The organism is Spirosoma knui (genome assembly GCF_054780635.1).
The window spans coordinates 141,220-166,041 of the sequence record NZ_BAAGVY010000010.1 but is presented as its reverse complement, the minus strand read 5'-3'; the positions used below and the strand labels follow the sequence as shown (position 1 = coordinate 166,041).

Here is a 24,822-nt window from a genome sequence, read left to right as displayed (position 1 = left end):
AAGTCGTAATCGTAAGCCAAAACTTACCGTTTTCGCATCACCATAATTCCGTCGCGGACGGGCAGCAGCACATTTTCTACCCGTTCGTCAGCCTGAACTTTCTCGTTAAAAGCCAGTACTGCACGGGTATCTTCGTCGGCAGGTTTTACCGGTTCAACAACCTTACCACTCCACAGCACATTATCGGCCAGTATGAACCCACCAGGACGTAGCTTGTCGATAATCAAATCAAAATAAAGGGAATTATTACGCTTGTCCGCGTCGATAAAGATCAGATCGAAGGTTTCGTTCAGCGTGGGTATAATGTCAGCCGCCAGCCCAATCCGCAGGTCGATCTGTTGGCTGAAAGGCGATTGCTGCCAGTAGGAGCGGGCAAAGTCTTCTAATTCTTCGTTATGGTCAATCGTAATGAGTCGGCCGTCGTCGGTTAATCCTTCGGCGAGGCACAGGGCCGAATAGCCCGTGTACGTACCAATTTCAAGAATACGTCGGGGGCGAATCATCCACGAAATCATGGACAGCAGCCGGCCTTGAATATGCCCCGACAACATACGGGGGGCCATCACATGAGCGCGGGTATTTCGGTTGAGCTGATGAAGCAACTCACTCTCGGGGGAGGTATGCGCTTCGGCGTATGCAGCGATGTCGGCAGGTAAAAAATCCATTCGGCTGACTTAGCCGCGTAACCTCTCGGGAATGGGGCGGCTCAAGGGCTGGTTTAAGTAAAAGTAGTAGTTTTTAGCAAACCAACGCGTAAAATGCTCCGCTAGTGTCTAAAAAATACGTAAAGGGGCGATTAAGTAGGTTATTTCGTAGTAAGTGGTAAACGACGGGTTTTGGGCCGCAGACGAGTCCTTTACTTGGCGAACCCGTTCGCTGATTTTAGATCCTGTTTTTTGTATCAATCAGAATCGTCACGGGTCCGTCGTTCAGTAAAGACACGTTCATGTCGGCCCCGAATTCACCAGTTTGAATAGGCTTACCTAAGTCGGCTGTCAGGCGGCTAATCATGGCTTCGTAGAGCGGAATGGCTACGTCCGGGCGAGCGGCTTCAATAAAGCTGGGACGATTTCCTTTTTTGGTGCTGGCGTGAAGTGTAAACTGACTGATCAGCAGAATATCGCCACCAACAGCGGCCAGATCGAGATTCATTTTACCTTCGTCATCGTTGAAAACGCGCAGGCCAACGATTTTTTTGCTAAGCCAGTCCACATCCTCCTGCGTGTCAGTATGCGTAACGCCGAGCAAGACTAAAAAGCCGGTGTCAATCTGACCTTTAACCTGATTATCAATCGTGACAGAAGCCTGGGAAACGCGCTGAATAACGGCAATCATACGTAAACGATGAGCGAACGAGATGGAACAATTCGCCAAAAATAGGCAGGAATCATAGGTATCGAAACAATAACGTAATCTTAGGAACGATTACAGGACGTAGTTGGCCAGGCGATACCAGTATAAAAAACGTGGCTGGAGTAACGAGGCAAATAATCAGTGCAAGCATAAACGGCTCACACCTCGGCGAGCAGCAGTTGAGCAATCATAAAATACACGCCGATGCCAATCAAGTCGTTAGCTGTCGTAATAAACGGTCCTGAGGCCACTGCTGGATTGATACCAATCCGATTAAGTAGGAGGGGAGTAACGGTACCCATAAAGGAAGCCAGCAATACGACCGCTAAAAGCGACGTAGCGACCACGAAAAACAAACGGGGCTCCCCAATGATGAACGTATAAACGCCCGCGATCAGGCCTACTACCAGGCCGTTAATAATGGCCACCAGCAACGTACGAAGCAGGCGTTTGGCCAGAGTCGTGTTCAGGCCGGACGTATCGGATAAACTTTGCAGAATTAACGACGAGGTTTGAATACCGACATTACCCCCGGTCGATCCGATAATCGGGATAAACGCAGCCAGGGCGGCAATTTTGCCGAGCTCGCTTTGAAACCCGTTGATGACTGTAGCTGCCAACAGACTGCCCACGGCCCCCGCTACGAGCCAGGGCAACTGCACTTTCGAGCGCTGCCAGACGCTGTCGTCTTCTTCAACTTCACCGGATAAACCCGAAATAACCTGAATGTCCTCTTCGGCCTGCTCGGTAATGACGTCGACCACGTCATCAATCGTAATCCGGCCGAGGAGTCGCTGCTGTACGTTAACGACCGGGATGGCATCCAGGTCATATTTCTGCATGACTTCGGCTACCTCCGTAACGGGTCGATACGTTTCTACGTAGACAACATCTTCGTCGTAGATGTCGGCGATCTTGGCGTTTTTTCGCGCCAGCACAATCTTCTTTAAAGAGACCAGACCCAGGAGCTTCCCAACGTCATCGACAACGTAAACCGCATACACATTCTGAACGTCTTCGGCCTGCTGGCGAATTTCTTCGATGCAGGCGTTAACGGTCAGGTTAACGTTGATTTTGATTAACTCCTTCTGCATCAGGCTACCCGCCACCCCGTCTTCGTAGTGGAGCAGATCCAGAATGAAGCGTGCCTGCTCGCGGTCTTCGAGCAAACCGATCACTTCCTCCCGCACCTGAATGGGCTGCTCGTTGAGTACGTCAACGGCATCGTCGGAGTCCATCTGGTTGATAAACGGCGCTAGCTCGGCAGACGTAAAGGTTCGTAGTAAGTTCGTGCGGTCCGTTGAATCAAGATTGGCGAGAATTTCGGCTCCGACCGTTTTGTCCAGCAAATTCAGCAGGTAATGCGCGGGTTCGGGCTCCAGCTCATAGAGAATCCCCGAAATGTCAGCCGGGTATAACTCCTCCATTTCGGCTTTGAGCACAGCGTCGTCGCCTGCGTCAATAGCCGTCTGGAGGTGCTCGAGATAATCTTTGGTTAGTTCAAATGTCATAGGTGGGAGGGCCGGAGGGGGAAGAAAGGAAAAATGGGATGAAGAATGAACTCTCCTTCCTCCCGCTCCTCTATTTACTCCCTTTCCTTCATTAACGAGGTCAGTTCAACAAACTCGTCTACGCTCAACTGTTCGGCGCGTTTGTCCATGAAGCGGCTGTCCTGCGCAGCTTCGGGGAGCCCCAGTGGCTTTAATGCGTTACGAAGGGTTTTCCGGCGCTGGCCAAACCCGTGTTTCACGACCTGTGTAAACTTCCGTTCGTCGCAACCCAGTTCGGTTTTCTCATTTCGGCGAAGCGATAAAACGCCCGAATGAACCTTGGGGGGCGGATTGAACACGTCGGGATCGACGGTAAACTCGTACTTAATGTCGTACCAAGCCTGTAGCAACACGCTCAATATGCCATAGTCTTTATTACCGGGTCCCGAAGCGACCCGTTGCGCCACTTCGCGCTGAAACATACCGACTACTTCCGGTACGCGGTCGCGCATTTCGAGCGCTTTGAAAAGAATCTGGCTGGAAATGTTGTAGGGGAAGTTGCCGATAATGGCGAAGGGCTCGGTGCTAACCTGTTTCGTGGGCAGTAGCTCCGGCTTTATGTTCAGAAAATCAGAAGCCAGAATACGTCCTTCCAGTGCAGGAAAGTGCTGCTTTAGGTAGTCGACCGATTCGCGGTCAATCTCGATCACATATGTTTCAAAGCGGCTGTCTTTAAGCAGGAACTGAGTCAGAACCCCCGTCCCAGGGCCGATTTCTAACAGCTTCTGGTAGCTGCCATGACCGGTCAATAACTCAGCAATACGTTGCGCAATGCTGAGGTCTTTGAGAAAATGCTGACCAAGTTCTTTTTTCGGTTTAACGTACATGATGCCGGAGGATTTTCGGCCGCTCGAGCGACTTAATGCAAAGGTACGGGGTATAAGGTGAAAATAGACGGGTTGATTCGACTATAGCTAGAGCAATAGATTGACAAAGGACAAAGAGCTAACTTCTGATTTTGTCTAGCTGCGATCAAATGAGCCTGGAAGTTTGTTTAACTTTGTAAAAAGATAAATTAACGGATGACACTCGTTCTGGAACCCAACAATGAAGCTGATTATCAGCTTTTCGTCGACCTGGCGAAACGTCTTCAGGTGTCTTATCGAGAAGAACATAAGGGCTCTGATCAGTTAACACAGGCAGAAAATGATTTTTTTGCTTTAGCTGGAAGCTGGCAGGGTGACAAGTCAACTGATGACCTGGTCCGGTTAATTGAGTCTGCTCGTACAACAAAAACAACGGATATACTTCTTTGAATTATCTGCTTGACACCAATATCCTTATCCATCACCTAAATAACAGGTATGGAATTAGTCAGAAGGTGCGCGAAGTTGGATTTGCAAACTGCTATGTTTCAGAAATCACCATTCTTGAATTGCTGTACGGAGTTGCTAATAGTGATCCGGTTAAGCGAGATGAAAATGGGGCGAAGGTACAGCAGCTAGAACACTCGCTGAACGGACGGATAATTCCTATTCGTGCTGCATTTAATACGTTTGCACAGCAAAAGACTCGACTTCGCCAACAGGGGTTGCTCATAAGTGACTTCGACTTATTAATTGGAAGTACCGCACTTGCCTATGGCTACACATTGGTAAGTATGAATACGAAAGAAATGCAACGATTGGAGGGGCTGATTTTAGATAACTGGATTACAATCTAACCGGTTGTTATTCAAAAAAGAAATGGTCAAAAATCAATATCGGTAAGCTCAAAGTTTTGTTTGAGCCGGATAATGCCGCCCTCCTCGGCACCGGGGTGGTAGATGATCGTTTCGGGCTGTATTCCTTTCTGCACGTTACCGATGTCGCGCTTTCGGTTGCCGTTGCTGTCGATGATCAACCGAACGCGGTACTGCCCCGGTTTAAGACGGGCGAAGCTGTACGTACGGGTGCCGTATGCCGATCGGACTACCTTATACTTCTCATCCAGTAGCTCGACAATAAATTTTTCGTCAGGCCGATTGACTCGTCCGGCTATCAGGCCGTAGCTTTCCTCATCCGCGATGGTGTAGCGGGTTATGAAGCGGGCGAGCGTATCGCCCTGAACGCTGATGAAGGCTCCCTTCCCGAGCCGCAAATACAGCGTATCGCGGGAATTGGTTTGCTTGTTTATCTCCAGCCGCGAAAAACTATTGCTCCATTTCAGGTTCTCGGGTGTGAATTGAAGCGGTTTGGTGGTGTCGCGACCGATGTCGATCAGGGTCGTATCGTAGCGAAAAACGGGTTTGTTGAACGTAAGCGTAAACGCCAGGTTTTTGTCGATCGATTCGCCAGCCGGAGGGGTAATCTGTACCGTTAGGGGTGTCCGGTTTTTAGCCCTCGTTTTCAAGGGTGAAAAATAAATTCGCTCTTTCAGATCGGTTATGTTACCGACGGAGTCTTCGGCCACGATGGTCAGGTTCAGCGTATCGTCGGCTGCGCGGTTGGCGGGTCGGAACATCCGAATCATCTTGGGCGATTCAAGGAACGACACTAAGGTATCGCCAGGCTTGGCGAAACGTAGCCGGTAGCTGGCAATACCGCTGCTCAGTTCTAAACCTACCGTTTCGTCGGTACGCTCACGTCGACTGATGCGCGGTTTTCCGTACCCCCGGAAAGCGACCAGGTTCACGTCTGTTACGTTCTTAGTCAGATTCAGTACGCTGTCGCGGAAGCCAACCCGTTCGCCCGGCGTATTATTGACCAGATTTAAATCTTTGTCATCGAACCCATACACTTTGTAATTACCGGCTTTCACATTCTCGATTCGGTAATTACCGTTGCTATCAGTTCGGGCAAAGTAGGCCGGGCGTTTGCGGTTGATCGGTAACGTATCATTCGGGCCGAAAAGACCTACTACGAAATTGAAAATGGGCTCACGGCTTTCGTCATCGACTACTTTCCCGCTCAGATATAAGGAATCGATCACCGGACCAGTACTAAAAACAATCTTCGAGTCGGTCGTTACGTTACGTTCGGTAATATCCTTTATGCCGTCAGAGAAGTTAATGGTGTAGGTTGTGTTCGGTTGCAGCGGTTTATCGAAGTTGAGCCGGAGTCCTTTCGGTAAGGTTTTTACGACAAACGTATTGCTGTCCTGGGGCGTAATGGTGACTTTCTGCTGGATATTTTCGATGTTGACATACTCGTCGTATTCCAGCTCGATTGACTTACCCGCGTAGTTCAACTCGCGAATTTTAGGGATGCTATTAATCAGTTTAGGGGCTATTGTATCTTTTTTGCCGCCGGGGGGCTGGGCCACCTGAGCGCAGTTATGGAACAGAATAGGCAGTAAAAGCAAAAAACAGATGGCGAAATGACGAAACTTCATGTTGTGGGAATCAGACTACAAAGGTAAACGCCCGTTCATGGTTCTTCCGTACCGGCTGACATAAAATGGACGTTTGTTTCGTTACGTTAGAGAGAAATTTAAGAAATTTTAAACGCCATCCGCCCGTTGGCGGGTTTGTACAGGGGTGGTTTGGTACTTTTGCCGCTCAATCAACTCCAGTAATCACCCAAAAATATCCATGACCCGCACCCGCCTGTGCCTGTTAGTGCTTATGATTATGTCGGTTGGTTGGTTAGCCAGCTGTTCGAGTCCATCCGACAAACTTGATGATCAGATCAGCGACGCCCTAACCAACGATAACGCTATTGATGCCGAAGAGGCCAAGGCAATTCGGGCGTTTATTACCAGCGAAAAAACCGATCTGGCTGACAACAAGAAAACCGCCAAGTTGGTTACTTCTGAGGGCGATGTAGACGATGCCGCGCTGCTGAAATACATTCAGCGGAACATGACGTATCGGAAACTGGCTAAAGAAGGCGATGCGCCAACCGTCTCGCTGTCCGGCGCTGTTACGTCTGCCAAACCACTCAAACTCAAGTTGTACCTCGAAGCCAGCGCGAGCATGTTTCCCTACGATGCGCCCGGCGGCAACGGTTCGTTTAAACGGGCCCTGAACGACGTATTGACTGAATTTGACGCCGTAAATCCGGGACAGGGTAAAGTATACGTAGTAAACACGGAGGTGAACGAGCTGGGGCTCTCGCTCTCGCAGTTCTTCAAGGAGAAAAACATTTTCACCGTCGCCAAAACGAAGGGGAAGACAACCAGCACCGACTTCGAGACGATCTTCAAGACGATCCTGTCCGAAACGTCGGGCGACGATGTAAGCGTTTTGGTGTCTGACCTGATCTACTCCGATGCGAATCTGGCGGGTATGAGTGCGCAGAAAACGCTTGATGCCGCCCGATCACTTTTGACAACGGTATTTTCGCCCTATGCTGCTACGCATTCCATGCTGGTGATAAAGCTGAACGCTGACTTCGACGGTACGTATTATAGCTGGAACAATGCCAAGCACCCTTACAAAGGGGAGCGGCCGTATTACCTCTGCCTGATCGGACGTAACGAAGCCATGCAGCGCCTGTACACCGATCCAACGTACCAGCCCATCCGCCGTTTCGATGAGTTGCCTGGCTTTGCTAATTCGTGGTTCTTTGGGCGGGATACCAAAACCGAAGCGCCGTTTCATACCATTCTGGTAACGGACCCCGCCCGGAAAGGGCGCTTTAAACGGGCGAAGGAGGAAGTGCGCGAACGTACCAAAGCGGTTCATGCGCTCGAAGACGTTCAGCCCGACGTTACCGACAAAAGCCTAGCCATTCCCGTCGCCGTTGACTTATCGAACCTGCGTTTACCGGCATCGTTACTAACCGACGCGAGTCAGTATGAAGTTGAGGGTAAAGACAACTTCAAGGTCTCGGCGGTGCAAGCCTATTCGGGTGCGAACGGCACCACGCACAAGCTACTGTTGTCGACGGAGCGCCCGGCCCGTGGCGAACGTACCGCAACCATCCGTCTGCGTCGGCAGTTCCCACCCAAGTGGATTGCCCAAACCAACACGACCAACGACATCCCACCCGATGCGAACTCTACCTTCGGCCTGCAAAACCTGCTCCAGGGCGTCGAGCGAGCCTATAACCCAAACAACGAAACCCAGTATTTCACAATAACAATAAACCTGCAATGAGCGAAAGAGTGAAAGAGCGCATCAGACTGAAACATACTTCTTAATAGCCCTTTCACTCATTCACTCTTTTACCATTCACGCTTTAACTATGGAAGAATCGCTGTATAATTTTTACAACCTGTTCGTGAACAGCAGCCTGCTGGAAGACTTGTATCAGGAAGAACTGCTGTCGCCCATGACCTGGACCGCCATTGGCATTGCCTTCGTCGTGGCCTTTGCGTTTTACATCTGGCCGTTCAACCGGGTGAGTTTTAGCGGATTCGGGAGCTGGCTGCTCATGCTGGGTGTGAGTGCGCTGACTTTATTTGTTATTACGTTGGTCACCTGTTACCAGAAAGCCGGGCAGGATATTCCGCGCGACGAAGCCGATCCCGAGCAGGGCTCCTTGTTCGACCAGGGCGTTAGCGTATTCCTAAGTTATGCCTTTGAGATGGCCCTGCTGACGGCTATCATCTTTTTCATTATCTCGATGGTGATGAAAAACTTCAGTAAGAACGCGAAACACCGGCCCATGCTCTGGCCATCAAAATAATCAGTGGATTAGGGGTAGTGAGTGAAGTAAGTTTTAGTGCCCTACTGCACCTATTCACTCACTGCACCCATTAACCAAAAATTATGGCTAAATTATTTGTATTCGCTATTGGTGGCACAGGCTCGCGGGTGCTTAAAGCCCTGACGTTCCTGCTGGCATCGGGCGTTAAGATGAACAATACCGATGAGGTGATCCCGATTGTACTGGACCCTCACGCGACCAACGACGACCTGCTGCGGACAAAAGACCTGCTGCGCGAGTACGGGAACATTCGCGCCAACTTGCAGAATAAGCCAGCGTCTGGGTTTTTCAGCACCGAAATCAAGACACTGAACCGGGCTATTGGGGGTAACGCGACCATCGCCGATACCTATGTGTTCGAATTGCAGGGCGTTCAGCAGGAGAAGTTCCGCGACTATATCAACTACGAAGGTTTAGACGCTCCCAACAAAGCACTCGCCAGTCTTCTGTTTTCGGAAGAGAACCTGGAAACGAAGATGGACATCGGGTTCGTCGGCAACCCAAACATTGGGAGTACGGTACTGAACCAGTTTCGGTACTCCGACGTGTTCCAGGCCTTTGCCGAGAACTTCGGAGCCAACGACCGGATCTTTATTGTCAGCTCCATATTCGGCGGTACGGGAGCGGCTGGTTTCCCCATTCTGCTTAAAAACATTCGGGGGGCTCAGGCCATCGGTCAGATTCCGAATCCGGCGTTCCTGACCAACGCGAAGATTGGCGCGGTAACGGTTATGCCGTATTTCAGCCTGACCACCAGCGATAATAAACTGATCGACCCGGCTTCGTTTGTCGCCAAGACGAAAGCTGCCCTGAATTACTACCAGAAGGGTGTAAACCCCTCAGTAAACGCGCTGTATTACATCGGCGACGATCAGACGAAAGCCTATGCCTACGACCCTGGTGCGGGTGGGCAGAAAAACGAAGCCCACTTTGTGGAAATGGCGTCGGCCTTAGCCATCGTTGACTTCATGAACATGAGCGACGGTGACCTGAACGTAGTGAACGGCCGTCCAACCAACCCGGTCTATAAGGAGTTCGGAGTCGAGCAGGATGGTACGTCGCTGCAACTGGGCAATCTGGCCGGGGCGACCAAACAACTCATCAACGTACCGTTGGCAAAAATGGCCTTGTTCAGTACGTATCTGAGCCAGCGGCTTCGGTCAGCGGCTGGTACGGTGCAGTGGTCCAAGGCGAACCCGCAGATTTCGACTTCATTCCTGAATTCGAGCTTCTTTAACAGCGTCAAGAACTTCGATACCGGTTTCCGGCAGTGGTTGTCGGAGATGGGGGCGAATAAACGGGCGTTTGAGCCGTTCCTGCTCGACGTAGCAAACCTCGGCCAGACGGTACGCGGCTTTGAGCCCAAGAAGAAAGGGCTGTTCGGGGGTGAGTCGGACGTAAAGCTGGACATCGTCGATGACTTCGACCAGACGCTTAACAAGACCGCCGAAGGAAAGGCGTACGTCGGCGAATCGGACAAATTCATTCAGTTATTTTCGGAAGGTACCGAGCGCTTCGTGCGCGAGCGGCTGCCGAAAGTACTTGACTATTAAGTGGTCACTTTTAGTTATTGTTTGTCATTAAGAGTCATACGTGGTCATTTATCGCAAATCACCAATGACAATAATGACCAATGACGAATGCCCATAATGACTTTAAACTATGCCAACAACACTTAGCTTACATAACCCTACGCCGGGATTACACTGGTACGTGAGTAAGCCCATGGGCACCGACCAGATTGCCGCCATCCGCGACCCTCAGGGTGGGCAGACCGCAAAGCAGCCGACGTCAATTCCGAGTCCGTTCGCCCGCATGGACCTGGTCCGATCAGCTTTTCTGAATCTGGCGCTCCGCCCTGACCTCAACGGCACCATAAACGATCAGCGTATCGTATCCGACGCGCTGGACGTGGGCGAGCTGTTCTTTAATTATGACAAGCTAAAGACCTACATTACCATCACGCCCTTCGACGTTCGCACCGACCTCGAACGGATGCGGCAGTCGACAAACCTGGGGCACCGGCGGCTGGGTGATGCGCTTAAACTGTTCCTCGATCAGGATGCGGCTGAATATAACTTCGGTGATCTGAACCGGCTGTTTATCCTGAGTTACCGGGGGCGGGTTGTGGGTGGTACATCGCCCAAAACGCTGTTCTTTAGTTCAGGCAATGACCTGAGCTGGGTGGATGTATCGATGGGCAACGACCGCCTGTTCGACCAATCCGTTTGTGCGCTGCACCAGCGGGATATCGAATATCAGAAATTCTGGTACGCGCTGAAGCTGTTCATGCCCAATTTCCGGGATCGGTTCCGTGAGGTCGACGACTACCTGAACCGCAGCCGTACGCTGTTGCAGCAGCAGAATCCAAACCTGTTCTACGAACACATCGAGTCGCCGAACGGGCAACCGCTGCTGACGCGTGAAAAATTCGATCAGGATTTCGATGAGTTAACCACCGGCCCTGGTGACGTCGTGGAGGTGCTGGGCTTCCCGCTTCGGAAGAAAAAGTCAGATGTTCGCTCGATCGCGCAGGTGAGTGACTTCATCATTAAGTCGGATAAGTTTAACCGAATCCACGGCTCGGCCTTGCCTCGGCCGATGGTGTTGCAAAACCGCTTCTACCGGCAGTTCACCTACGTCCCGCAGGCGCAGTGGAATCCGAATACGCCCGTGCCGTACTACGTCAAAGAATCGTGGCGCGAAAACCAGCGGGCATTGCCCGGTCAGCCAGGTAACTATCCGTGGCTAACAGTGAGTGACTTCCTGGAGCCTTACCTGATTCGCCTGCCGTTCCCGATGGATCGTGGGCGTTTCTTCGATGGGAACCTGCAAACACCGGCTACGGACAAAGGCTTTTTGCTGCCGCTGAAGAAAGATTTCTTCGATTTCTTCGACGTAGAGGACCTGCTGACGGGCCGCGTTCGGCTGCGCATGACACCGCAGGGAAATGGCATCAACGTAACACTCGACATTCCGGTAACGGCTCCCAGCCAGCCCGGTAACCAGTTCGTGACCTTCGAGCGGTTATACGCGCAGCCGGTAGGGGTGTACAATTCGGCGGCACCGAACGAGCTAAGTAACGAAGGCGTCATCCTTGAAAACTCGTTTACGGTCAATATTTATCCGTTTGTGCGGTCGGGCAGCGTAACCGTACCGGCCGATTATCGGGTGCAGTTGATCGAGTCGGGATTCGATAGCCAGAATCAGTACGAGCTTACCTACGTACAGCAACAAAATAACGCTGTCATTCAGCCCGAGTCAAAACACCAACGTACCGTTCGCCAACAGAATACCGACGGATCGAGTGTGTACTACGTCTTGCGTGAGGAGTTTGATTACCTCCAGACTAACATCCGGAGCGATGGCCGGGAACTGAACGGCATCCTGATTCCACGCTGGCAGGAATACAATGGGGGGAGTAAGCAGTTCGCGTTCTCGGTGGACTTTGGGACGACCAATACGCACATCGAATACAGTGTCGACGGGGGGACGCCCCGGCCGTTCGACGTAGCCGAGACAACCCCGCAGGTAGCCACGCTGGTGGCTCCAGCGCAGTACAATCCAGCTTTGTTTGAGCTGTTCCTGCTCTATGACCTGGAGTTTGTGCCGCCGACCATCGGTCCTGGCCGTCCGGATAGTTTCCCGACGCGCACGGCCATTGCCGAACCCATGAACCTGAGCTTTAACCAGCAAACCCAGGCGCTGGCTGACTTTAATATTCCGTTCTATGTCGAGCGTCAACCGGCTGGTTCGAACCGCATTACCACGAACCTGAAATGGGCGAAAAACAACGACCAGACCGAACGGCGCGTGGAGGCTTTCTTGGAAGAGCTTTTGATGCTGATCAAGAACAAAGTCCTGACGGAAGGGGGTAACCTGAATCAGACGACGGTTTACTGGTTCTTCCCGGCCAGTATGACGCCCGGTCGCGTGAGTCAGCTACGCAGCGACTGGCAGGAGCTGTACGATCGTTACATCGGTGGGTCCGCCGGACGGTTGCGGGAAGTGTCGGAGTCGGTAGCGCCGTTCTATTATTACAAGCAAAACCCAACCCTGAGTGCCTCGGCCAAGCCGGTTATCAACGTGGATATTGGTGGTGGTACGTCCGACGTGGTTGTTTACGAACGTAACGAACCGCGTCTGTTGACCTCATTCCGATTCGCGGGTAACGCTATTTATGGGGATGCCTTTAGCGAGTACGGGGCGGCTAGCCATAACGGATTCGTGCGCAAATATGCCGATCGTATCCAGACACTGCTGGACAGCCAAAGCCTGGGTAACCTGAGCGACAACAACCGGCGTATGCTGGAAACGAACCGTTCGGAGGACATCATGGCGTTCTGGTTCTCGATTGAGAAAAGCAATGACGTGAAGGCGAAAAGCATGCTGTCGTTCAACGGAATGTTGGCGAAAGACGAAGACCTGAAAGTAGTATTCGTCCTGTTCTATACCGCCTTGATTTACCACATTGCGCAGCTGATGAAACACCGGGGCATTGCGTTGCCGGGGGCCATTACGTTCAGTGGTACGGGCTCCAAGGTGTTGACGATCATCAGCTCGGACGATCAGATGCTCGGTAAGCTGGCGCGGGTGATTTTCGAGAAAGTCTACGAACAGGAGTACGGCACCAGCGGCCTGACGTTGTTCTACGAAAAGAAAGGACCGAAGGAAGTAACCTGTAAAGGTGCGCTGATGCAGCCGTCGAACAGCCGTCCTGTTGATACCGAAGCCATCAATTACGTCTATCCGGCTACATTTAACGACGAGTATCCGGCACTGACGTATGCTGACCTCCGCAAGCCCGAGGTGATCGACTCGCTACTGAAAGAAACCAATGCATTCATTGATTTCTTCTTCGCGATCAACAACCAATTCAGCTTTGCCCGTAACCTGAACGTATCGTCGCGGTCGCTGGTAATTGCCCAGCAGGAGTTGCGGACTCACCTGGATACGTCGCTTATGGACGGCGTACAGCGGAAAGAAGGCGAGGTTGCAGCTGAGTACAGCGGCATGACCGACGCACTCGGCGCCCCGATTGAAGAAACCCTATTCTTCTACCCGCTGATTGGCGCGATCAATAAGTTAGCAAACGCATTGGCTTAATGATGACTACGATGCGGTATAAACACGTTATCGCACTGGCCGGGTGGCTGACCTCCGTAACGCTGGGGGCAGCCCAAACGCCAAACCTCAACCAGCAGGCTGTCGACACGCTGACCAAGGACGTAGCTACGGTCGTCTTTGCGAACATCAAGCAGCCAAAAGCGCAGGAAATCTACCAGAAGCTGGTGGACTGCGGTGATGGCTGCGATGCGCAGACGATTATCCGCACGGTTGGGGGTTGGGATGCCGTTGGGGTTAAGATGGAAGAGTTGAGCACGTTAAAAAACACGGCTCGATTTGTCAGCCTGACACCCGGCGAAGCAAACGCAGCGATCCGAAATCAGCTGGCTTCGTTTTACGCCCGTTACAAGGACGATCGCAACTACGGTCAACCCCTGAATCCGGCGGTGCGTACGCAGATTCTGGCGAAGATCGACCGGATGTTACCACCGGCCGAGCCGCAGGTAGCTCCGGCAGCGGAAGCCCAGCAGGGTGTTGCTACCCAGGCAAATGTGGATACGGCAGCCGGTGATGAAAGTGGCGTTGATGCTGACGCGGTACGGATGAGTCAGCTGGAGCGACAGGCAAAAGAAGAACAGCAAAACCGGGTTTGGATGATGATTGTGAGTGCAATTGCAGGGCTGATTGTAGGAGCCGCCGTGGTGTATCTGTTGATGGTACGTGGGTTAAAGAACGAAATTAACCGACTGCTTGACGAGAACAGCCGTCTCAGCCGTTCGGTGGATACTGCCCAACGCAATAAGCCCACTAACGGCCCGCGGCAACCCCAGAATGCGCCAAGGGAGCCGCAGCCTGATTACAAGCAGAAGGCCGATGCTTACGATATTCTGCTGGCCGAGTTAGGGGCCGATCCGCTGGCCGAAATCCGGCAATTGAAACAACAGGCAACGCGCCCAACATCGACACAGACGATGCGTTCGGGACAGCTAAGCGTTGATGAGTCTGCCAACGTAATACAGCCTCGGGAGCCCGTGCCACCGGTTCAGCAAGCTACGCCACCTGTACCGGCGCAGCCTGTAGCTCCGGTTGGGGGCAGCGTATTCTACTGTCCACCACCCGATCCGAACGGGGTGTTCGATGCGGCTCAGCAATCGCCATCTTTATCCCCCGAGTCGGCGTATCGGTTCAGCATTAACCCAGATCGACCAGACGTAGCGTCGTTCCGGTTCGAGGCAGAACCCGGTCGGTTAGCGCGTTTTATTACGTATCGAAACTACATGATCGAACCCGCCTGCGAGAGTGAGAACAGTTATTCGTCGGCGCATACCCGCGTTGTGATGCGCCGGGATGGAGAAGCGGTGCTCGAAAACGGCAGCTGGCGGGTGAAAACAAAAGCGCTGATTCGGTACGAGTAAATTTTTGTCATTCCTGTCGTAGGGAGGAATCCTCTCGGATGATGAACTATCCAGCTACAGAAGATTCCTCCCTACGGTCGGAATGACATATACAGGGACGTAGCGTCAGCAATCATTTAATAGCCGCTGACGGCTCAAATTTCGGTAAATTCGGTTGGGACTTTGGTTCTGAGTTATGCCACTCGGGATTAAAGTCCCATAATTTGTGTTTAAACGGTATAAACCCCTGGTCAGTAAGTTGATCAAAGGAACACACAGTCTAATTACTCTATTGAACCAACGACGAATGACTATTCGATTTTTTGTGTCACTTCTGCTGATTAGCTCGCTGCTGTACCTTTCGGGCTGCTCGGGCTGTTCGCGGTCGGGTAGCCACCAGCCGCGTCGGCAGAAACGGGCCAAAACAGAACAGCAGACTGATAAAGTCACCCGTACACCACCGCCTGTAAACGCTAAACCGACTTTAAAGCAGATCGGCTCCGGCCCGACGGAAGTGGCTATGGAGAAGGAGAACGGCGTTTATAAAGTGCCGGTTACGGTCAATGGTCTGCCGATGAAGTTCATACTCGATACAGGAGCCAGTCTGATTTCGATGTCGGAGACCGAAGCCGAGTTTATGTATAAACAGGGGGCCATTAGCGACGCGGATATTGTCGGGAAGGCGCGTTTTCAGGATGCCAACGGCGACATCTCACCGGGCTCCGTCGTTCGATTGAAATCGGTGCAGATTGGTGATCGGGTGCTCCAGAACGTTCATGCCAATATTGTCGGTAGCGCTAAGGCACCCCTGCTACTGGGACAATCGGCGTTGTCGCAATTTGGCACAATTTCGGTCGACTACCGACGTAATGTTGTGACCTTCGACTGATTTTTGTGTTTACGATACCATAAGCGGAACGCTGATCCGGCCGAAGCTTGTTCGATACGTTAGCCGAACCAGGATTTACCTCTACTACCCATCAATGACAGAAACAGAACTGACCGACCGACTTCGCGAAGCGATTGTGCTCGACGGGCCCGACGCCTGGCGGAGTAACGGATACCTTCAGGATGCTCAACAGGCCGGGCTAACCCTTGAAGCAGCGTTGAAACGAGCGAACGAGGTTAGTCAGGAAGTGCAGAACAACAGCATTCTGTTTCAGAATATTCACGCCCGCATTGCCCGACTCGCTCAGCCGTCCCGCAGCCACCTGATTAGCCAGGACCTGGCTCAGATTGTCAATGCGGCTTCCTCGCTTAACCTGTCGCCCGATTTTGTCAGAAACCATTGGGTCCCGACCGTCCTGGCACGCATAGCGAAAGCCAATGCCCCCCAACAAACGGCGGAGCCCGTAACGAGTGAGCCCGAAAGCTTCGAGGAGTTGATCGAAAGCGAGCCGGAGCCGCCAAAGCCGACGCCTGTTCAGCGGATAGAAGAGCCAGTAGCTGTAGCCGATCCTCCTCAAGCGCCAGCGCCAATCCGTGTAGAGCCGGAAGTACGTGTTAATCCAGAGCCCGTTCGGGTAACGGCTCCAGCACCTGAACCGGTCCATTTGCCCGAGCCGCCGACTCCCATCGTTCGAACGTATACCGCAAGCCCGGCCCGTATTCGTCGCGGACAGGCGGTTACGCTGGAGTGGGATGTTGAGAATTTACTGGCCGTAACGATCGATGATTTGGGCGAAGGGTTATCACCGAAGAACCGGGGCTGGGTAAAGCCGACGAAAACAACCGATTACACGCTCTTCGACGCCAATAATAACCCGCTCAGTACGGTTCGGGTCGAAGTGATTCCGCGCGATCGCAGTGGGGTGTATGGGGTGTTGTTTGCGCTGGCGCTATTGGCCCTGATCTACTGGTTCATCAAAAGCAGTAATTCCCAACAAAATGATCGGGAGCCTGAACGACGAAGCCGGAGGAGTAGTCGGACGGAGCAAACCACGTCAGGAGTTAGCCAGCGGCAACCCGAGCGGGAGGTTGAAACGCCGACTACCGATACGTCCCTGCCCCCAACGGATGAGCCAGAGCCGACGGTCGCGGAGAAGGTTCCCGATCCAGTTGACGAAGCGCCGACAAAACCATCCGCCAGGGAGACAACCCGTCCGGAAGAACCAGCAACGCAGCCAGCTACACCGGCCGAAGCCCGCACCGGGAAATATGAAGAATCGTTCGGTGATAAGCCTTACGACAAAGTTGAATTAGGGACGGACGATCGGGGCTGGCGACGAGCCCGCAGCAATGGTCGCTGGGGCTTTATAAACGAAGCGGATGAATGGGTTATTGAGCCACAGTTTGAGGCTGTTACACCTTTTAAGGGTAACACGGCTGGCGCTTTTCTCAACGGGCAACTGATTTCCATTAACCGGAACGGTGAGCAGGTTCGCCAATAGGGAGCTACGCCATTGTCGGTTCTTCCTGCGCCGGTATCGCCATTTCTTTAGTGGGGTCGATACGCAGCCAGAGTAGGGAACTGCACAGCAGCAAGCCCGCAATCAGGAATAAAGGCAGGTTAAAATCATTCGTCGCCTTGACGATGTAGCCAAATAATACGCCGAGGAAGACAGCGCCCAACTGTCCGGCCATGTTCATGGCACCCGATACGGTTCCCGACTGACTACGCCCTACATCATTACAGACCGCAAACGACACGGGTAACGTAAGGTCTTTGAACCCCATGCCCATCGCCAATAAAACAGCCGCTGTCTGGTTGTCGGTTGTGATGGCCGACAGAAAAATCACTGCTGACGACAGGCCCATGCCTACAATACCCACCGCCCGACGACCCACGCGTAAGCCATACCGTTTCGAAAGCCAGTCGCTGATGTAGCCGCCCGTGAGGCAGCCGATGGTACCCAGTACAAACGGTAACGTAGCGAACAACTGCATCTGGCTTTGGTCGAAATGACGGCCTTCTTTGAGGTACGTCGGTAACCAGCCCGTGAAGAAATAAGCCCCGTACATGTAGAAATGGAACATCAGCATGATCGCCCACATGTTCGGACTTTTCAGGATGGTCCACCACGGAATGTGATGACTATGCGCTTTGAACCGGCGATTCGCTTCGATGTACTGTAGCTCATCGGTCGATACCTCTGGTTTTTCGCTGGGGAAATTGCGGAACCAGACGTACCAGCAAACCGCCCAGATAATTCCCAGGAAACCCATTGCGAAAAAGGAAAGTCGCCAGCCAAACGTAGCGGCAATGGGAATAACCATCCAGGGGGCCAAGGCGCCACCGACGCGACCGGCCGCCCAAATAAACGCCTGTGCCCGACCCGTTTCCTGACGCGGAAACCAGCGCGATACGACAATCGAAGCGTTTGGGTAAGCCCCCGCTTCGCCCGCGCCAAACAAAAAGCGTACAATCAGCAGATAGAGCCAGCTCGTGGCCGTTCCGGTCAGGGCGGTGAACGAGGACCACCAGATAACGACCCGTGTCAGCACCCGTCGTGGGCCTAATCGGTCGCCCATGGCACCGGTAGGCAGCTCAAACAAAGCATACGACAAGGCAAAGGCGCTCAGAATCCAGCCCCAGGCATCGTTCTCAATGTGCAGGTCTTTCTTCATATCGGCCGCGACCAGCGAAATGCAGGTCCGATCGATATACGTAATGGTCGACAGTGCAAACAGAAACGACAGAACACGGGAGCGGTATTTCATAAGGCCAACGATTCAGAAGAGTAGAGACAATAGAGCAAAGCGCCTGTATGTTGCTGACTACCCGAACACATTACGGGCCTAAGGTCACCGACAGCTTCTGGAACGATGTCCAGTACGCGGAAGTCATCATGCCAATGCCATTTCCCGAAAGCATTCGGAACGGGTACGGGCTGCTGCGTACTTCTTGCTCATTGACGTAGAAATAAAGGGCTGCTCCCCGACGGCGAATGCTGAGCCGGTTGCGGTTTCTGTCGACCGGTACGCCGGGAGAGAAGAAGTCGCCGGGCATGTAATCGCTGAACGTAGCGCCGTTCGCGACACGGATGATAGAGATTTCACCTTTCCCATTTAACGTAAAGGCACAGAAGTTTAGCGAATCTTTCACCCCAAACAACAGTCCCCCCGTCGGGATGCGCCCTGAATCGGCCAGTACGTCGACTTTAATGGTGAAGGTATCCGCCCGGTTCAGGTTGATGTCGGGGGGTAAGGCTACGTACGAAAAGGCTACCTGTTTCGTGTTCGCGTTACGCTTGCGAATGTTATAGCGACCCAGACCGATCTGGTATTGATAATCGCCTTTATTACCTGCTTTCCAGCCGTTGCGATTGGTGGCAAAGTCACCCGTAAAGGCCGGCCGGAAGCCAGCGGGATTTGATGAAGCTGACGATGTCCGAGTTGGCGGAGTAGCAACCTCGGCGGTCGATTCAGTCATACCAGGCTGCCGCGTAACGGGCTCGTTGCTTGGCGTAACTGCCGCGTTCGTCGTTGGTGGGGGTACTGTTGGTCGCGAACGTATCGACTGGGTTGGTTTTAGGGTTACCTTTTGCCAATCGCTCGACGCCGAATAGATCACCGCCCGGGGCCGTCGCGTGGCTTGCGCCTGCGTACCGATGGGCAGCATTAAGAAGAGGAGGAGACTCGTCAGTATAGCGCGCATGGCTCAATAATGGTCAAAATGAATAGCGAAGAACAGCAGTGGGCTGACCCGCCTGCATACCCGGCCGGAGCGTAACGCCCTCGTTACGTGGCAACTGCTGTTGTTGCTGGTTGCGGAGGCCTTTAACGAAGGTCAGAATAACGTCCGCAGCGGTTAGGACGACTGCGCCCCGTGTTGCCAGCCAATAACGATGATGATGATCGTTTGCCAGTTGATAGATGGGTTCTCCGGCCGCGGCATTTTTCTGCTCCTGGTATATCGCGTACGTATCCTGTGCTTTCTGGCGTTCCATAAACCCATAGACAACCAACCCGTAGGCCGCTACGGTAACTAACGGCCGAAAGCCGATGCGGGGTTTAGGCGTATGCACGAAAATATTGCCGATACCCGGCGCTACAACCGAAACCAGTGCCCAGGCAGGTCCGGCGTACCGGCCACGTGAGACACGCTCCGGAACGGCATCCGGCGGAGGAAGTTGGGACTGCGGAAGAGGTTTGGGTTCGTTTCGGGGTGTTTGCGTAACGACTGGCGGCTCGGTTGCGGGCGCTTTCTGAGGTTCTGTAGTAACCACTGATTCAGTCGGACTCGGTTTCGCTGGCACGGTTGGCTTCTGATCGGGAATCGGCTCGGCTGGTTTAGCGGCAATGGAGGGCTCGGTAGGCCTGGGGGCCACGACAACAGGAGGGGGACCTGACTTAACCAATACGGTCGCCCGTATTTCCTCGTTTAGCGAATAGCCATTGGCCAGGGCATCCCACACGATACGTCGTTCGGAACCGGCGGTTATGCGCTTACCGATGTCGCCCCTGACAAATTCGGGCAGAATACGTAACGCACCCCGCAATCGGCTACGGATCTCAAAATAGATAGAGTCGCCGGGGCGGGCGTTTAGCAAATCGTAACGAATCTCCAGCCGCGACGAATCAGCAACCCGCAACCGAACGTTGGCAACGCGTTCCTGTGCTCGACCCGGTAACGCCAGCAAAACCCCAACACAAAACAATACAAGTAAACGCATGATGGATTAGTTTCGGACGGTGATTTGGCGAGTTTCAACAACTTTGTCATCGCACGAGTTAACCAGCACAAGCGTAACGGTGTACGTACCCGGCTTATCGTAGATATACGTAACGCGCGTACCGACGCGGTTAACACCTTTGCCATCGCCAGGGTCCCAGCCCACAACGCCAATGTCGCCCTGCGGATTGTCCAGGAAAAAGGTAACGTCCAGAAATCCGGCGGTATAGCCGATTTTGGCCGATGGTTTTGCGCAAGCCGGAAAGTTTTTCTTGGTCAGATCATACGGCTCACAGGCCACCAGGGCAAACAGCAGGAGCAGGTAGGATACGCGTCGGAGCATAGCAATGAATGGAGACATAGCAAAGTAACGAATCCGTTTCCAACCGCAGCCGATTCGATCAATAAATCTGCCTTTCGGCCGAATCGCGCGCAGTTTTAAGCGAGTAATTGCCGAAAATCAGCATTTTTTGTAAATTTATCTGTTTCCGTTTGTCAGATTGCAACACGGAGACTGACAAAACTAGTAACTGCACCATGCACTGGTCGGCAAAAACAAAAGATGAATTAGTAGCCGAAATTCAACGGCTGCATCAGGAACGGGATGACGTACTGACCGCCGAAGCGCAACCCGGCTTCGACGTTGAACATACAGTCAATCAATTGAATCTGGTTGGATTTACCATCGAACGCGACGGGACCTTGCGGTATGCCAATCCGTATACGTACCGCGTAACGGCCTGGCAACCGGACGATATAGTCGGTAAAAACTTTTTCGATATTCTGATTCCCCCCGTCGATCGGGCCCGGCTCGAACTGGATTTTGAGGAAGCGCTGGCGAAAGGCGGTTTTCTCGAACAAAAAGAAATCAGCCTGTTGGCCCGTAGTGGTGCTATCCGTAACGTTCAGCTCAATTCGGTCATCCTGAACGAGTCGGGCGGAACGGTATCATCGTTTACGGTGATCGGGGAGGACGTAACCAACAAACGGCGGGTGGCGTCGGCCTTGTCGAACACCAACGCGCAGTTGCAGGATTTGGTCGACAATACGTCGGATCTGATCCAGCTCCTGACCCTGGACGGCAAATTTATTTTCGTGAACCGGGCCTGGCGGGAAGTGCTGGGCTACGGGTCCGAAGAAATTGCCGCGCTGAACCTGCGCGATGTGCTGCACCCCGATTACGCCACCAGCACGCTATCGCTGCTCAAACGCATTCAGGAAGGCGACAAACTCCCGTATTTTGAAACGGTGTTCCGGAGTAAATCCGGCAAGACGCTGTTTCTGTCAGGCAGCGTAAACTGCCGGTTCGACAACGGCCGACCAACCGCATTTCGGTGTATTCTGCACGATACGACCGGCAAAATCAGGGCCGAAAAATCCCAGAAGCTATATTACAGCATTGCCAACTGGACCATTAACACGCCGAACCTCGACGAGTTGTATCAGAAAATTCACGAGGAACTGGGCAACATTATCGACGCTCGCAACTTCTTTATTGCTCTCTACGACTCCAGCAAGACGTATCTGTCGTTCCCGTATTATGTCGATGAATATTTCGGTGGTAACATGCGCTTCACCAAACGTAAGCTTGGCAATGGACTGACCGAATACACCATCCGCGCTAATAAGCCGCTGTTCCTGTACGAAAAAGATATTCGCCAATTGGCCGATCAGCACACGATCGATTTATATGGTCAGCTTCAGCCGCAGGTTATGCTGACGGCCCCGCTGCGGATTGGCGACGAGATCACCGGCATCATCGGCGTGAAATCGTATGATGACGCCCGAATCTACGGCCCGCGTGATCTGGAACTGCTCGAATTTATCTCGGGTCAGGTCGCCCTGGCCATCGCCCGCAAACAGTCCGAAGCCGCCCTCGATAAGCAGAACGCCCGGCTGAACGCTATTTTCGACAGCAGTACGTATCTGATCTGGTCGGTCAACAAAGCGCTGAAACTAACCTCGTTTAACAAGAACTATGCGCGACTGATCGAGTATCAGCTGGACGAAACGCCAACTTTGCACTCCAGCGCCCCAAATCTCGGCTGGCGAATGATTGGCGATGAAAACCGAAAGATGCTGGAAGAAAAGTACCGGCAGGCATTTCGGGGTTTCGCGCAGAATTTTGAGCTTCATTTCGACAACCAGAAAGGGGAGACGTACCTGGAGTTTCACCTGAATCCGATTCTGCTGGCGGGCGGAGTAATCGACGAAGTGTCCGGCATTGCCCGCGACATTACGAATCGAAAGCGGGCCGAAATCGCTACGCGCCAGAGCGAAGAGAAATTCCGGGGTATTTTCGAAAACCTTCAGGACATCTACGCGCGGGTAGATCGCAAAGGACGTATTACGATGATCAGTCCGTCGGTCTTTAAACGGATGGGCTATACACCCGACGAAGTGCTGGGCGAAGACGTAACGAATTTCTTTATTGACAAGAGCATTATTCACCGGGCCATGATCAAGCTCGGACGCAACCGCAGTCTCCGCAACTTTGAGGCTAGCATGCGCCGAAAAGATGGGTCGGAACGGCAGTTTATGTTTAACATGCTGCTGCTCAACGACGATCCGGCGTCTGACTCGGTCGTGGCGGTGCTGGCGCGTGATATCACTGAACTCAAGCGCCAATCGGCCGAACTGGTGAAAGCCAAAGACGAAGCCGAACGGTCGCTGAAGGTGAAAGAGCGGTTTCTGGCGAATATGAGCCACGAAATCCGCACGCCCATGAACGGCGTTATCGGCATGATTGACCTGCTGAACGATACGCAACTGGACGAGGAGCAGCGCAGCTACGTAAAAACAATCAAACGCTCGTCGGAAACGCTGCTGAATATCCTGAACGACATTCTCGACCTGTCCAAAATTGAAGCCGGTAAGATGGTGCTGCACGAAGCGCCGGTGGCCTTCACCGAAATCTTCGAGAAGCTCATTGCTTTATTTGGCCAGCAGGCCCACTCAAAAAATAACGAGCTAACGTATCACCTGACGCCTGACCTGCCGACGTTCGTGATTGCGGATCAGACGCGGCTGTTGCAGATCTTATCGAACCTGACTTCCAACGCGATTAAATTCACCGAGAACGGCGCGATACGTGTCTATGCTTCGCTGATCAGCAAACGGGGTAAATTCAACCGCATCCGGATTGAGGTCCGGGATTCGGGTATCGGCATCTCGCCGGAAAATATCAACCTCTTGTTCAACTCGTTTAGTCAGGTCGATACGTCGTCGCGTAAATCATTCGGCGGCACCGGACTCGGACTGGCCATCTCGAAGGAGCTTGCCCATTTGATGAAAGGCGAGATCGGCGTGGAGTCGGAGGTAGGAAAAGGTAGTACGTTCTGGTTCACGATCGAGTTGAAAGAAACCAGCATCAGTCCTACGCAGCAGACAACCGAAGCCGCCGAGATTACACTGGCCAACTTCTTCAGCGACTACCACCCGAACGTATTACTCGTTGACGACAATGCTGTAAACCGCAAGGTGGCCAGTGAGATCCTGCGCAAAGCGGGCTGCGTTGTCACCACAGCCGACAGCGGCCCGGCCGCCATTGACGCGGTTGTCCAAAGGAGCCAGGGCGTAGCGCAGGAGCCTTCGTTCGACGTAATCTTCATGGACATTCAGATGCCCGACATGGACGGCGTAGAGACTACCCGGCGGTTGCGCGATCAGTTTGGTCAGCAATTGCCAACGGTTGTTGCCATGACGGCGTATTCGATGCGGGAAGACCGGGAGCGCTTCATCAGTCAGGGGCTCGACGATTACATTGCCAAGCCGATCCGGGCGCAGAGCCTGATTGCAAAAGTCAAAGAGATTGCCGACGCGAGTCGGGCCAAACAACGTACCGACGTTCCGAAACCCGCGCCGAAACAGCCAATAGCGCCGGAGCCCGCTCTGCCCATTATTGATGCTGAGATTGTTGGGCAACTGCGCGATATCGGTGGTCAGGAATTGGTCGACAGTATTATGGAGGAGTTTGTTACGGAAGCGACCGAACTCGTGCATGGTGCCGTTGATGCCTACAAATTAGGCGATATTCCGACCGTTAAGAGCCATTTGCATACCTTGAAAGGCAGCGCTGGGACGATTGGAGTGGCGCGGGTGGCAGACATTGCCCGGACGGCCGAGGGTAAGCTGAAAGTGAATGATACGAGCGGCTTGTCTGATGCGCTGGAAGCCTTACAACACGCGTTCGCTGACTTTGTAGAAGAGCTAAGTCAGCAGAGCTAGTTATTTTCTCCCAGTCGGCTTAACGAACAAGCCGACTGGGAGAG

The 24,822-nt window shown here is 52.9% G+C and carries 19 protein-coding genes; 10 read left to right on the top strand and 9 right to left on the bottom strand.

All coding sequences use genetic code 11. The features are described from left to right. Positions 1-23 precede the first annotated feature (23 nt). The 4 genes from ACYVIY_RS20135 to rsmA all read right to left on the bottom strand — a co-directional run bounded on the left by ACYVIY_RS20135 (position 24) and on the right by rsmA (position 3,730). Positions 24-665, bottom strand: a complete 642-nt coding sequence (locus ACYVIY_RS20135) for an O-methyltransferase (protein WP_460978197.1) — start codon at positions 663-665, stop codon at positions 24-26. Positions 666-882: 217 nt separating this feature from the next. Further along, positions 883-1,335, bottom strand: coding sequence for a D-aminoacyl-tRNA deacylase (gene dtd, locus ACYVIY_RS20130; RefSeq protein ID WP_460978196.1), 453 nt, complete (start codon positions 1,333-1,335; stop codon positions 883-885). A 176-nt stretch (positions 1,336-1,511) separates the two neighbouring features. After that, positions 1,512-2,864, bottom strand: a complete 1,353-nt coding sequence (gene mgtE / locus ACYVIY_RS20125; RefSeq protein ID WP_460978195.1) for a magnesium transporter — start codon at positions 2,862-2,864, stop codon at positions 1,512-1,514. A 74-nt stretch (positions 2,865-2,938) separates the two neighbouring features. Further along, a complete protein-coding gene (rsmA, locus tag ACYVIY_RS20120) occupies positions 2,939-3,730 on the bottom strand; it encodes a 16S rRNA (adenine(1518)-N(6)/adenine(1519)-N(6))-dimethyltransferase RsmA (protein ID WP_460978194.1) in 792 nt (263 codons plus the stop codon). Positions 3,731-3,925: 195 nt separating this feature from the next. Between rsmA and ACYVIY_RS20115 the strand changes: the two genes are divergently transcribed. Together ACYVIY_RS20115 and ACYVIY_RS20110 are read left to right on the top strand one after the other, a co-directional pair. Next, positions 3,926-4,159: a hypothetical protein gene (locus tag ACYVIY_RS20115; protein ID WP_460978193.1), complete on the top strand. Its 234-nt coding sequence runs from the start codon at positions 3,926-3,928 to the stop codon at positions 4,157-4,159. Next, positions 4,156-4,566 (top strand): PIN domain-containing protein, encoded by a 411-nt coding sequence (locus ACYVIY_RS20110; protein ID WP_460978192.1) that lies wholly within the window; start codon positions 4,156-4,158, stop codon positions 4,564-4,566. Before ACYVIY_RS20115 ends, ACYVIY_RS20110 begins: the two co-directional genes overlap by 4 nt. 26 nt (positions 4,567-4,592) lie before the next feature. Here the strand turns inward: ACYVIY_RS20110 and ACYVIY_RS20105 are convergent, their stop codons facing one another. Further along, complete coding sequence (locus ACYVIY_RS20105) at positions 4,593-6,215, bottom strand: Ig-like domain-containing domain (protein ID WP_460978191.1); 1,623 nt, start codon at positions 6,213-6,215, stop codon at positions 4,593-4,595. Positions 6,216-6,414: 199 nt separating this feature from the next. On the opposite strand from ACYVIY_RS20105, the gene ACYVIY_RS20100 reads away from it, so the two are divergent. The 7 genes from ACYVIY_RS20100 (at position 6,415) to ACYVIY_RS20070 (ending at position 17,327) form a co-directional block, all read left to right on the top strand. After that, positions 6,415-7,923 (top strand): hypothetical protein, encoded by a 1,509-nt coding sequence (locus ACYVIY_RS20100; RefSeq protein ID WP_460978190.1) that lies wholly within the window; start codon positions 6,415-6,417, stop codon positions 7,921-7,923. An 88-nt stretch (positions 7,924-8,011) separates the two neighbouring features. Beyond that, entirely contained in the window at positions 8,012-8,455 is a 444-nt protein-coding gene (locus ACYVIY_RS20095; RefSeq protein WP_460978189.1) for a hypothetical protein, read from the top strand. A gap of 83 nt (positions 8,456-8,538) precedes the next feature. Beyond that, positions 8,539-10,029 carry a hypothetical protein gene (locus ACYVIY_RS20090; RefSeq protein ID WP_460978188.1) on the top strand — a complete coding sequence of 497 codons (1,491 nt, stop codon included), beginning with the start codon at positions 8,539-8,541 and terminating at the stop codon, positions 10,027-10,029. A gap of 109 nt (positions 10,030-10,138) precedes the next feature. Then, positions 10,139-13,582: a hypothetical protein gene (locus ACYVIY_RS20085; RefSeq protein WP_460978187.1), complete on the top strand. Its 3,444-nt coding sequence runs from the start codon at positions 10,139-10,141 to the stop codon at positions 13,580-13,582. Further along, complete coding sequence (locus ACYVIY_RS20080) at positions 13,582-14,958, top strand: hypothetical protein (protein WP_460978186.1); 1,377 nt, start codon at positions 13,582-13,584, stop codon at positions 14,956-14,958. Before ACYVIY_RS20085 ends, ACYVIY_RS20080 begins: the two co-directional genes overlap by 1 nt. 286 nt (positions 14,959-15,244) lie before the next feature. Then, a complete protein-coding gene (locus ACYVIY_RS20075; RefSeq protein WP_460978185.1) occupies positions 15,245-15,826 on the top strand; it encodes a retropepsin-like aspartic protease family protein in 582 nt (193 codons plus the stop codon). Positions 15,827-15,920: 94 nt separating this feature from the next. Further along, positions 15,921-17,327 (top strand): WG repeat-containing protein, encoded by a 1,407-nt coding sequence (locus tag ACYVIY_RS20070; RefSeq protein WP_460978184.1) that lies wholly within the window; start codon positions 15,921-15,923, stop codon positions 17,325-17,327. 4 nt (positions 17,328-17,331) lie between these two features. Here ACYVIY_RS20070 and ACYVIY_RS20065 read toward each other — a convergent pair whose 3' ends face one another. The 4 genes from ACYVIY_RS20065 to ACYVIY_RS20050 form a co-directional block, all read right to left on the bottom strand. Then, the gene (locus ACYVIY_RS20065; protein WP_460978183.1) at positions 17,332-18,597 is read right to left on the bottom strand and encodes an MFS transporter; all 1,266 of its coding nucleotides are present in this window, start codon (positions 18,595-18,597) and stop codon (positions 17,332-17,334) included. 70 nt (positions 18,598-18,667) lie between these two features. Next, entirely contained in the window at positions 18,668-19,534 is an 867-nt protein-coding gene (locus ACYVIY_RS20060) for a hypothetical protein (RefSeq protein WP_460978182.1), read from the bottom strand. Positions 19,535-19,547: 13 nt separating this feature from the next. Further along, positions 19,548-20,552, bottom strand: a complete 1,005-nt coding sequence (locus ACYVIY_RS20055) for a hypothetical protein (protein ID WP_460978181.1) — start codon at positions 20,550-20,552, stop codon at positions 19,548-19,550. Positions 20,553-20,558: 6 nt separating this feature from the next. Further along, entirely contained in the window at positions 20,559-20,912 is a 354-nt protein-coding gene (locus ACYVIY_RS20050; protein ID WP_460978180.1) for a PKD domain-containing protein, read from the bottom strand. A gap of 176 nt (positions 20,913-21,088) precedes the next feature. Between ACYVIY_RS20050 and ACYVIY_RS20045 the strand changes: the two genes are divergently transcribed. After that, positions 21,089-24,778, top strand: coding sequence for a PAS domain S-box protein (locus tag ACYVIY_RS20045; RefSeq protein WP_460978179.1), 3,690 nt, complete (start codon positions 21,089-21,091; stop codon positions 24,776-24,778). The last annotated feature ends 44 nt before the right edge of the window (positions 24,779-24,822 follow it).